General features: G+C 71.9%; 1 protein-coding gene (running past one end of the window). It reads left to right on the top strand.

The window, feature by feature from the left end; all coding sequences use genetic code 11:
* Positions 1 to 12,998, top strand: partial view of an amino acid adenylation domain-containing protein gene (locus ACX114_RS19905; RefSeq protein ID WP_459300014.1) — the 5' portion only. It continues 7,093 nt past the right edge of the window; only the first 12,998 of its 20,091 coding nucleotides appear in the window; it begins with the start codon at positions 1 to 3; the stop codon falls past the right edge of the window.

Consider the following 12,998-nt stretch of genomic DNA (forward strand, 5'->3'; position numbering starts at 1 on the left):
TTGTTGCTGACCCTTGCTCAAGGGTCGTCCGCACACGCGCCGCTCTACACGTTCCTGGGAGATGACGGCGAGGAGACCGTCTGGAGTGCGTTCGACCTGGACGTGCGCGCGCGGCGCATTGCTTCAGCGCTGCGTGAGCAGGGCGCGCAAGGCGAGCGCGTGTTGCTGCTGTACCCGCCAGGGCTGGACTACATCGCGGGCTTCTTCGGCTGTCTGTACGCGGGAGCGGTGGCGGTGCCCGCGTATCCGCCGGACCCGATGCGGCTGGAGCGCACCCTGCCCCGGCTGCGCGCCATCATCCAGGACGCGCGCGCGTCGGTGGTGCTCACCACGTCGGGCATCCTCGGGCTGTCGGACTTCGTCTTCGAGCAGGCGCCGGACTTCCGCGCGCTGCACTGGATGGCGACGGACGCGTTGCCGGAGGGCAGCGAGCGGGACTGGGTGGCGCCGGAGGGCCTGGGCGCGGAGTCGCTCGCGTTCCTTCAGTACACGTCCGGGAGTACGGGCACGCCGAAGGGCGTGATGCTCACGCACGGCAACCTGCTGCACAACCTGTCGCTCATCCACGGTGCGTTCGGCGCGCGCGCGGACAGCGTGGGCGTCATCTGGTTGCCGCCGTACCACGACATGGGGCTGATTGGAGGCATCCTGGAGCCGCTGTACGGGGGCTTCCCGGTGACGCTGATGTCGCCGATGTCCTTCCTCAAGCGGCCCATGGCGTGGCTGGAGGCGGTGTCGCGCTTCGGGGGCACCATCAGCGGCGGGCCCAACTTCGCGTTCGACCTGTGCGTGCGAAAGAGCACGCCGGAGCAGCGCCGGGCTTTGGACTTGAGCCGGTGGGAGGTGGCCTTCTGCGGCGCGGAGCCGATTCGCCCGGAGACGCTGGAGCGCTTCGTGGAGGCGTTCGGCCCGAGTGGCTTCCGGCGTGAGGCCTTCTACCCGTGCTACGGCCTCGCGGAAGGCACGCTCATCGTCTCGGGTGGAGAGAAGTCAACGCCGCCGGTGTCGGTGACGATTTCAGGTGAGGCGCTGGAGCGGCACCGCGCGGAGGAAGTAGGCGCGGCGGAGCCTGGGGCGAGGACGCTGGTGGGCTGCGGCCGGACACTGGCGGAGCAGCGAATCGCCATCGTGGACCCGGAGACGCTGGAGCGGCGTGGGCCTGGGGAGGTGGGCGAAATCTGGGTGTCGGGGCCGAGCGTGGCCCAGGGGTACTGGGGCCGGGAGGAAACGACGCGCGAGACGTTCCATGCGCGCATTGCCCGGGAGGAAGGCGGGCCGTACCTGCGCACGGGTGACTTGGGCTTCCTGAGGCCGGAGGGCGAGCTGTACGTCACGGGACGGCGCAAGGACCTCATCATCCTGCGAGGGAGAAACCACTACCCGCAAGACTTGGAGACGACGGTGGAGGGGGCGCACCCGGCGCTGAGGCCCGGGGGCGGCGCGGTGTTCTCCGTGGAGGTGGGGGGCGAGGAGCGCGCCGTCGTCGTGCAGGAAATCGACGTGCGGCGGCTGGGAGGACTGCGGGAGCAGTTGGCTGCGGCGGACGCTGCGGTGGGAGTCATTCGTCAGCGACTGGCGGAGTCGCACGAGGTGCAGGCGCACGCGGTGGTGCTCATCGAGCCGGGCAGCCTGCCGAAGACGTCCAGCGGCAAGGTGCAGCGGCATGCGTGCCGTGCGGCCTTCCTCGCGGGAACGTTGCAGGAGGTGACAGCATGGCGGGCGGTGCCGCCGGGTGGCCCGGCGCAGGCGCCCCTCCCCCCTTCATCCGCAGCGCCAGGTTTCGGCGCATTGGCTGAGGCCTCCGGTTCCGGAGCCGCCGCTGCATCCGTTCCAGGCGACGGCAGGCCCGGGTCCAATACGGCGCCGCGCATCGGCGCATCCGGGCGGGTGGCTTCGACTGAGGCCTCCGGTTCCGGAGCCACTGCTCCAACCTTCCCAAGCCCTGGCGGGGCCGGTTCCCATACGGCGTCGGACTTCGGCGCATCCGGGCCGTTGGCTGAGGCCTCCGGTTCTGGAGTCGCCGCTTCATCCGCCTCGGGCCCTGTCTCGGCCGGAACCATCCTCGCGTCGGACTTCGGCGCACCCGGGCCTGTGGCTTCGACTGGGGCCTCCGGTTCTGGAGCCGCCGCTTCACCCGGGTCCAACACGGCGTCGGGTGGGGCATCGGCGAGTCATGCGGGCGGAGCCCTCAGCTCGTCCTCTCCTGGCTCTGGTTCGGGAGCGCGCGAAGCGGTGTCCGGCTCCGTGGGGCTGCCCGCGAAGCCGGACGCGGAGGCACTGATCGCGTGGCTGCGTGACGTCGTGGCCCGGCACGTGCGGATGCTCCGTGAGGACATCGACGTCGATGCTCCGGTGACTCGATACGGGCTGGACTCGCTGGGCGCCGTGGATCTGGCGCACGAAGTGGGTGCTGGCACCGGGCTGACGGTGCCCATGGAGTGGCTGCTCCAGGGGCCGAGCATCACCTCCCTGGCGCACAGGCTGGCCTCGCTCCGTGACGCGGTGGGGCCCGCGCCCCACCGTAGGAACGTGGGCGGCGACCGTGAGGCGTCGTCCTCGCAGGCCCGGTTGTTCTTCCTGTCCCGGTACGCCCCTGGCGACGTGTCCTACAACCTGCCCGCCGCCGTTCGCCTGGAGGGCGAACTGGATGTGGCCGCGCTGGAGGGCAGCCTCGTGGCGCTCGCGGCCCGGCATGAAGGACTGCGGACCTCCTTCCGTGAGGCCCCGGGACAGCCCCGGCAGGTCATCGCCAAGGACGCGTCCCTGCCGCTGACGCGCGTGTCACTGGAGTCCCTGCCCACCGCCGCCCGCGAGTCAGAGGCGCTCCGCCTGGCCCATGAAGAGGCCCGCCGCCCGTTCGACCTGGAGCGCGGACCGCTGGTGCGCGCCACGCTCCTCACGCTGGATGCGCGGACCCATGTGCTGGTGCTCGTCATGCACCACGCCGTGTCGGACGCGACGTCCATGGCGGTGCTGGTGCGCGAGGTCTCCGCCCTCTATTCGGCGCTTCGCGAAGGCCGTCCGTCGCCCCTGCCCGCCCTGCCCCTGGACTACGCCGACGCCGCTGACTGGCAACGGGACTCGCTGGACAGCGCCGCGCTGGAGTCGCGGCTGGACTACTGGCGGACGCAGCTCGCCGGTGCTCCCCAACTGTTGGAGCTGGCCACGGATCGGCCGCGTCCCTCGCGGCGTGGGTCCTCGGGTGCCCGGGTCCCGGTGGTGCTGGACGCGGGCCTTTCGAACTCCGTCAGGACGCTGGCGGAGCGCGAAGGCGTCACGCCGTTCATGGTCCTGCTCGCGGCCTTCCAGACCGTGCTCGCCCGCCGATCGGGCCAGGACGACATCAGCGTGGGCACGGCCATCGCGGGCCGTCAGCGTGCGGAGTTCCAGGGGCTCGTCGGTCTCTTCGTCAACTCGCTGGTCCTGCGCACGCGCCTGTCGGGCGCTCCTTCGTTCCGGGAGTTCCTGGGGCGCGTGCGGGACACGGCGCTGGGGGCGTACGCGCACCAGGACGTGCCCTTCGAGCGCGTGGTGGAGGCACTCAAGCCCCCTCGCGAGCTGGGACACACGCCGCTGTTCCAGGTGATGTTCAACCTCCAGGGCGCCCGCGTGGACGCGCCCGTCCTACAGGGGCTCCAGTCCCGGCTCCTGGACGTGCACACCGGCACGTCCATGTTCGACCTCACGCTGTCGCTCGCGGAGTCCCCCCAGGGCTTCGAGGGCTGGCTGGAGTACGCCACGGAGCTGTTCGACGCGGACACCGTGGCGCGGCTGGCCGGCCACTTCCGCGTGCTGCTGGAGGCCGCCATCGCGGCCCCTCGGACGCCCATCCACGAGCTGCCCTGGATGACGGACGCGGAGCGCCACCAGGTGCTCACCGCGTGGAACGACACGGCCCTCGACTACCCCTCTGGCAGGACGATTCCCGAGCAGTTCGCGCTCCAGGTCGCTCGGACTCCGGACGCTGTCGCCGTGGAGGACGGGGACCTTCGCCTGACGTACGCGCAGTTGGAGGCGCGGGCCAATCCGCTCGCGCACTTCCTCCGCGCCCGGGGTGTGGGCCCGGACGTGCCGGTGGCGGTGTGCATGGAGCGCTCCGTGGACTTCGTCGTCACGGTGCTCGCCATCCTCAAGGCGGGCGGCGCCTATGTCCCGCTGGACGCGTCGTACCCCGCGCAGCGGCTGGCGTTCATGATGGAGGACGCCCGGCCCCGGATGCTGCTTACCACGCGTGCGCTGCGTGAGCGGCTGCACGTGCCCGACGCGTCCCTGGCCTGCTTCTTCGTGGACTCGCTGGTACTCGACGACCAGCCCGTCACCGCGCCGGATGTCACCGTGGGGCCCCGCAACCTGGCCTACGTCATCTTCACCTCCGGCAGCTCCGGGCGTCCCAAGGGCGTGGCCAACGAACATCGCGGCGTGCTGCGCCTCGTGCACGCCGAGCCCTACTCGCGCGTCGGCTCGCGCGAGACGGGGATGCTCTTCGCGCCGCTGTCCTTCGACGGCTCCGTGATGGAGCTGTGGACGATGCTGCTGCACGGCGGCCGGCTGGTCATCTTCCCCGGCAAGGTCCCCGCTGGAGACATGGACACGCTCGCGCGCGTGGTGGAGCGCCACGCGGTCAGCTTCGCCCACCTGCCGTCGGGGCTCTTCTCGCAGTTGGTGGAGCACCGGCCGGACATCCTCGGGCGGCTGCGTGAAGTGCATGTGGCGGGCGACGTCATCTCCGCCCCGCATGTGCGCCGCGCGGTGGAGTTCCGGGGCCGGCCCGTCATCAACGCCTACGGCCCCAGTGAATGCTCCGTGGCCGCGTCGTTCTTCACGGTGGAGAGGCCGGAGCAGGCGGACGCGTCGGTGCCCATTGGCGCGCCGCTCGCGAACACCACGGCGTACGTGCTGGACGCGCGGCTCCAGCCGGTGCCGGTGGGCGTGCCGGGGGAGCTGTTCCTCGGCGGGGATGGCGTGGTCCGGGGCTACGTATCGCGGCCGGACCTGACCGCGGAGCGCTTCGTGCCGGATGCCTGGGGTACGAAGCCGGGGGCACGGCTGTACCGCACGGGCGACCGGGTGCGCTGGCGCGCGGATGGGACGCTGGACTTCCTGGGCCGCACGGACCACCAGGTGAAGGTGCGCGGCTTCCGCATCGAGCTTCCGGAAGTGGAAGCCGCCCTGCGCGAGCTGCCCGAAGTGCACGAGGCCGCGGCGGTGGTGCGCGAGGACGTGCCCGGCGACAAGCGGCTCGTCGCCTACGCGATGCCTCGCCCGGGTCAGGTGCTGGAGCCCACGCGGCTGCGTGAGGCCCTGCGCCGCAAGCTCCCCGACTACATGGTGCCGTCACTCTTCGTGGCGCTCCCCACCCTGCCCCTGAACCCCAGCGGCAAGGTGGACCGCAAGGCCCTGCCCGCCCCGGACTCGGAGGTCACCGGCCGGAGCGAGCGCTACGTGGCGCCGTCCCATCCGCTGGAGGAACGGATCGCCTCCACGTGGGCCCGTGAGCTGGGGGCCGACCGGGTGGGTACGCAGGACCACCTGTTCAACGACCTGGGCGGCACGTCGCTGTCCGTGATGCGGCTCGCGTCGCGCCTGAAGGAGGCGCTGGGCCGCGACGTGCCCGTGGTCTGGTTGTTCGAACATCCCACGGTGGAGTCGCTCGCCCAGCGGTTGGAGCACGAGTCCCGGTCGCCGGGCTCACCCGCTCCGGCACCTGGCCACCATCCGCGCGAGGCGTCGAAGCCGGGCGCTTCCGGCTCCATCGCCATCGTCGGCATGGCGGGCCGCTTCCCCGGCGCCGGAACGGTGGAGGCGTTCTGGCGCAACCTGCGCGAGGGCGTGGAGTCCATCACGCGCTTCTCTCCCGAGGAACTGGAGCACCTGCCCTCCCTGCCGGAGGGCTTCGAGCTCTGGTACCACCCGGCGTTCGTTCCGGCCGCGGGTGTCCTGGAGGACGTGGAGGGGTTCGACCACGCGTTCTTCGACATGTCCCTGCGCGAGGCGCAGTTCACGGATCCGCAGCAGCGGCTGTTCCTCCAGACGGCGTGGGCCGCGCTGGAGGACGCGGGCGTCAATCCGGAGCGCTACCCCGGCGCCATCTCGCTGTACGCGGGGGCCGCGGCCTCTGGATACGCGGAGGCCGTGCGTCAGTCGATGCCGCTGGATGCGGCGTCCTTCTTCGAGCTGAACGGCACCGCCACGCACGAGAGCCTGCCGACGAAGGCGTCCTTCAAGCTGGGGCTCACGGGTGAGAGCACGCTGCTCTACACGGCGTGCTCCACGGGTCTGGTGGCCGTGCACCTGGCCTGCCAGAGCCTGCGGACGGGCCAGTCCGATGTGGCGCTCGCGGGGGCCTCGCGGCTGTCGCTGCCGCAGCGCACGGGCTACGTGGCGCAGGAGGGGCTCATCTTCTCCCCGGACGGCCACTGCCGTGCGTTCGACGCCAAGGCCCAAGGGACGCTGCCCGGCAACGGCGTGGGCGCGGTGGTGCTCAAGCGCCTGGAGGACGCGGTGCGGGATGGGGACGCCATCTACGCCGTCATCCGGGGATCGGCGCTGAACAACGACGGCCGGAACAAGTCCGGCTTCACCGCGCCGAGTGTGCAGGGACAGGCGGCGGTTGTTTCCCAGGCCCTGGCCAACGCGGGCGTGGCACCGGAGGCCGTGGGCTACGTGGAGGCCCATGGCACCGCGACGCCGTTGGGGGACCCGATTGAAGTAGCGGCGCTGACTCGCGCGTACGGTCTGGGTGCGGAGCACCGGGGGCGCATCGCGCTGGCGTCGCTGAAGACGAACGTGGGGCATCTGGATACGGCCGCGGGCCTGGCGGGCCTGATGAAGGCCGCGCTGGCACTGCACCATGGGGAGATTCCTCCCAGCCTCCACTTCGAGAAGCCCAACCCGCAGATCGACTTCGACGCGGGGCCGTTCTTCGTCAACACCACCTTGCGGTCGTGGCCTCGGAGCGAGACGCCTCGCTTCGCCGCGGTCAGCTCCTTCGGCATTGGTGGCACCAATGCCCACGCCATCCTCGAGGAAGCCCCCATGCGGCAGAGTGGTTCCACCACGCGTTCCCATCAGCTCGTCGTGCTGTCCGCGCGCTCGCCGGAGGCACTGGAGGCGGCGGCGCGGCGGTTGGAGGCGAAGGGCGTCGGGGACTCGGCGCTGGCGGATCTGGCGTTCACGCACGCCGTGGGCCGCAAGTCGTTCGAGTACCGCCGCGCGGTGGTGGTGAAGGACACGGAGGACCTGGCGCGGCAGCTCCAGAAGCCGGTGACGCTGGCGAAGATCCCGGGCAAGGCGCCTCGAGTGGCGTTCGTGTTCTCCGGGCAGGGGTCGCAGCGGCTGGCCATGGGGCGTGAGCTGGCGGAGGCATCGCCCCTGTTCCGTGCGCACCTGAATGCGTGCCTCGCGTTGCTGGACGCGCCGCTGCGGGCGCGGGTGTCGGCCGTGCTGGCGGCCGAGGCCGATGCTTCGGCGGACCTCGCGGACACGCGCGTGGCGCTGCCCGCGTTGTTCAGCGTGCAGGTGGCGCTGGCGCGGATGTGGCGGGACCTGGGCGTCACTCCGTCCGCGGTGATGGGACACAGCTTCGGTGAGTACGCGGCGGCGTGTGTCGCGGGGGCGCTGTCCCTGGAGGACGCGATGCGCCTCGCGGTGGCTCGCGGGGAGCTGATGCACCGGATGCCGCCGGGCGCGATGCTCGCGGTGGCCCTACCCGTGGAGCGCGTCCAGTCGTTGCTGTCGGGCCGGCTGTCGGTGGCGGCGGTGAACGCTCCGGATCGCTGCGTGGTGTCCGGGCCGGTGGAGGAAGTGGAGTGGCTGGAGGCCGAGCTGAAGGGCCTGAAGGCCGGAGCGGTGCGCATGCCCGCGCCGCACGCGTTCCATTCCGCGGACGTGGAGCCGCTGATGCCGGAGCTGGCGCGCGTGGTGGGCACGCTGCGCTGGTCGGAGCCGACGGTGCGGTACGTCTCCAGCCTCACGGGGGCGGTGGTGCAGCCCGGGCAACTGGCGGCGCCGGACTACTGGACGGAGCAGATGCGTCAGCCGGTGCGCTTCACCCGCGCGGTGGAGGCGCTCCAGGCGGAAGCCTGCACGGTGCTGCTGGAGGTGGGCCCGGGCCAGGACGTGACGCCGCTGGTGCGCGCGAACCTCGTCAGGCCCGAGGGTGGCGGTGCCCCTGTTATCGCGCTGGCGTCGCTGCGGGTGGGCGGGAAGACGACGGAGCAGATGGGCTGGCTCCAGTCCGTGGGTGAGCTGTGGACCGCGGGCGTGGCCATGGACTGGAACGCGTTCTACGCGCACGAGCAGCGACTGAGGCTGCACCTGCCCACGTACGCGTTCCAGACCAAGCCGGTCTGGGTGCAGCCAAGGGCACGCGCCACGACGTCCCCGTTCGCGCCGCCCTCGGTGGGCGCCATCCGGGCCCCACAGGCCGCGCCCGCTGAGCGTGCGCCCGAACCATGGACTCCGACCGCGCCCACCGGGCGTGCGCCCGAAACGACTTCCGACCTGGCCCTGGTCACGGCGTCGGTCCGCGCCCCTCAAGCGGCGTCCGCGATGACGGCCACGGCTTCGATCCGCGCCCCTCAAGCGGCGTCCGCGATGACGGCCTCGATCGGCGCTACCCAGAACGCATCCGCGATGATGACGGATCCAAACGGCGCTTCACCAAGCGCATCGGCGGCTACGGCGTCGGCCCGCGCCCCCCAGGTCGCGTCCGCGATGACGGCTCCGGCCAGTGCTTCTCAGTCCGCCTCCTCGTTGACGGAGCCGAACGGCGCTCCAAGGAGCGCGTCCGCGATGACGGCTCCGACCAGTGCTCCTCAATCCACCTCTGGGATGACGGCTCCCATCGGCGCGTCCCAGTACGCATCAGCGACGACGAGTCCGGTTGGCGTCTCACACGGGGCTCCGGTGTACGTGATGCATCCGGAGGCGGCGGTGGCCTCGCACGGGTCTGCCGTGCCCACAGTCGTGGAACCCACGCCCGCCGTTGCTCCCCCTCCCGGTCGAGCGGACGCGCCTCGGGGCGACATCGAGGAGCGTGTGGCGGCGCTGTGGCGCGACCGTCTGGGCCTGGAATTCGTGGGCCGCCATGACGACTTCCTGGAGCTTGGCGGCAACTCGCTGACGGCCGCGCAACTGCTCAATCAGCTCCGTGAAGCCTTTGGCGTGAACCTGCCCCTGGCCGCACTCTTCGAAGCGCCCACGGTCGCGGGTATCGCGGAGCGCCTGGAGCCCCTGCTGCTCCAGACGCCCCAGGCCCCCGTCTCCGCGGAGCTTCCGCTGGTGCCGCTGCCTCGCGATGGCAGCGAGCTGCCGCTGTCCTTCGTGCAGGAGCGCGTCTGGCGCCTGGAGCAGCACCTGCCCGGCCTGTCCGCGTACAACCTCCCGTTCGTCCTGCGGCTCGAAGGCGACCTGGACGCGGACGTGATGGAGCGCGGCATCCAGGAGATCGTCCAGCGCCACGAGTCCCTCCGCACGACCTACGACACCGTGGACGGCCGCCCCGTGCAGCGCTTCCACGCGCGCATGCGCGTGCCCCTCACTCGCGTGGAGCTGCGTGGCCCGCTGGAGACCCGTGAACCGGAGGCGCTGCGCCTCGCCCGCGAGGACGCCGCGAAGCCGTACGACCTGGTCCGCGGCCCCGTGCTGCGCACCACCCTGGTCCGCCTGGACACGAAGCTGCACCTGCTGATCGCCAGCATCCACCACATCGTCAGCGACACGATGTCCATCGCCCTCTTCGTCCAGGAGCTGGGCCAGCTCTACGACGCCTTCCTCCAGGGCAAGCCGTCTCCGCTCAAGCCGCTACCCCTCCAGTACGCGGATTTCGGCGCGTGGCAGCGCCGGGGCATCACGAGCGGCCGTCTGGCCGAACAGGACCAGGGCTGGCGGCAGCGGCTGGCCGGCATGCCGCGCAAGCTGGACCTGCCCACCGACCGGCCCCGCTCCAATGAGCCCCTCATCTCGTCCCACCGCATGACGCTGGACTTCCCGCCAGCGCTCGCTCACGAGCTGGTGGCCTTCACGCGCCGCGAGGGCTTCACCGGCTACATGACGGTGCTCGCCGCATGGCAGACGCTGCTGCACCGCTACAGCGGCCAGACGGACGTCGTCGTCGGCACGCCCATCGCGAACCGCACCCGTCCGGAGCTGATGCCGCTCATCGGCTACGTGGCGCACTCGGAGGCGTTCCGGACGCGCTTCACCGAAGGGCTCACGTTCCGCGAGCTGCTGGCCCAGGTGCGCGGCGAGGTCGCGGACGCGCAGACGCGTCCCGACGTCCCCTTCGAGTACCTGGTCGAAGCCCTCATCCCGGGCCATGACATCGGCCGGGGGCGCATGACGGACTCCGTGTTCGTCTACCACACGGGCGCGAGCTCCTCGGAGACGCTGGAGCTCATCGGCCTGCGCGCCACGTTGGTGGAGGTGCCGGGCACGCCCGTGCAGTGGGGCTCCACCCTGAGCGCCCTCACCCTGGTCCTCTTCGAGTCCCCCACCCGCGTCCACGGCGCGCTGGAGTACGCGTCGGACCTGTTCGACGCCGCTACCACGGCGCGGCTCATGGAGCACTTCCAGGTCCTGCTCGCCGCGGCGCTCGCGAACCCCGACACGCAGGTGGCGCACCTGCCGCTCGCCACCGATGACGAGCGCCGCGCCTGGCCCACGCCTCGCGCCACGCCGGGGCTGGTCCCCGTGCCCGCTGCGCTCGCGGAGCGGCGTGCTCGCCATGCGGATGCCACCGCCCTGTCCCAGGGGGAGACGCACTGGACCTGGGCGGAGCTGGGCGCCCGCGCGGACGCCCTGTCCGCGAGGTTGAGGTCCCTGGGCGTGAAGGCCGGAACACCGGTGGCCGTGTGCCTGCGCACGTCGCCGGAGAAGCTGGCCGCGCTGTGGGGCGTGCTGGGCGCGGGCGGCGCGTGCGTCGCCCTGGGCCCGTCCGACCTGAGCCACCTGCCCGTGTACGCGCCCGAAGGTGCTCCGGTGCCGGTGCTCGTCACCACGCGCGCGTTGGTGGCCTCCGTGCGCGTGGATGCGGCGCGCGTCGTCTACATGGAGGACGTGCCAGCCGCCACTGAGGCCTCTGCTGTGCACGTGGAGTCGGACGCCCTCGCGTGGCTGCTGCCCACGGGGCGGGGGCAGCCCGCGTGGGCCCTGGGGCACCGGGAGCTGGCGGAGTTCTTCACCGGCCTGGACACGCGCCTGTCGCCCCCGGACGGCGGCGCGTGGCTGGCCGCGAGCGAACCGTCCTCCGACCGTCCGGAGCTGGAGGCCCTGTGGGCGCTCACGCGCGGCCTGCGGGTGGTGTTCCCGCCGGAGCGCATCACCGCCCGGCTGGTGAGCCTGGGTGATGGAGGCCCTCGCGCGAAGGCGATGGACCTGAGCCTCATCTACTTCGCCAACGACGAGGACACGCTCACCGGGCCCAAGTACGAGCTGCTGCTGGAGGGCGCGAAGTTCGCGGACGCGAACGGCTTCTCCGCCGTGTGGACACCGGAGCGGCACTTCCATTCGTTCGGAGGTCTGTACCCGCAGCCCGCCGTGGTGGCGGCGGGTCTGGCCACCGTCACGAAGCACCTGCGCCTGCGCTCCGGCAGCGTGGTGTTGCCGCTACATGATCCGCTACTCATCGCGGAGCAGTGGTCCGTGGTGGACAACCTGTCGCAGGGCCGCGTGGGCCTGTCCGTGGCCACGGGCTGGCACACGCAGGACTTCACCTTCGCGCCAGCCAACTACGAGAAGCGCCGCGACATCCTGCTGGAGAAGCTGTCCACGCTGCGCGCCCTGTGGCGCGGCGAGCGCTTCAAGCGTCCCGGCGGCGCTGGCAGCACGGTGGAGGTCGGCCTGCGCCCGAAGCCGGTGCAGAAGGAGCTGCCGGTGTGGCTCACCGCCACGGGCAACCCCGAGACGTTCCGCATGGCGGGCGAATTGGGCGCGGGCGTGCTCACGGGCCTGCTGTCCCATTCGTTGGAGGAGCTGAAGCAGAAGGTGGCGCTGTACCGCGACGCGTGGCGCCGCAACGGGCATCCGGGCCGGGGCCACATCACCTGCATGCTGCACACGTACCTGGGCGACGACGAACAGGAGGTGCTGCGCACGGTGCGCCAGCCGCTGCTCGGCTACTTCCGAAGCTCCGTGGACATCAGCACGTCGCTGCTCCAGGCGCAGGGCATCACCGACGTCCAGAAGCTGTCGCCGGACGACATCAACGCGGTGCTGGAGCGCACGTTCGAGAACCACGCGAAGAACACCGGCCTGCTGGGCACGGTGGACAGCGCGATGCGGCGGCTGCGTGACGTGCGCGCGGCGGACGTGGACGAGGTGGCGGCGCTCATCGACTTCGGTCTGGACACGCCGGTGGTGCTGGAGGGCCTGCGCCGGCTGGCCGTGGTACGTGAGCGCATGGACGCGGAGGCCGCCGCCCGCCAGGAGCAGGTGCTGGTGGAGGCCGAGGCGGGCGTCGAAGGCCTGCTGGAGCTGGCGCGCCAGTCCGGCGCCGTGCTGCTGCACACGTCGGCCCGCCTGGCGCGTTCACTGAGCGAACTGCCCGGAGCACGCGAGTCCCTGGCCCGGGTGGGCGCGCTCGTGTTGGAGGGCGCGTCGGTGGAATTGGGCGCGGCGCTGCACCGTGCCGCGGGCGTGGAGGTGTGGCTGTCCGGTGATGCCCAGGAGGGCGCGCTGCTGCCGCGCACGTTGGCGGAGCGCATCCCCGCGAACCTCCAGGCCTGGGTGCTGGACGCGGCCGGTCAGCCCGTGCCTGCGGGCGTGGTGGGCGAGCTGGCCCTCGCGGGCGCCGGGCTCCCCTCCGCCCTGTGGCGCGCGGGTGATGAAGAACACCGGCGCCTGGTGCCGCACCCTCGCGAGGCTTCCGCGAAGCTGTTCCGCACCGGCCGTCACGCCCGCCTGCGCGGGGACGGCCGGCTGGAGCCCGTGGCCTCACCGTCTCGCCTCCCCCCTCCGCCCGTGGCGCGTCCCGCCGTCGTGGAGGCCCCGCGTCCGGT

The organism is Corallococcus sp. M7, from assembly GCF_054512695.1.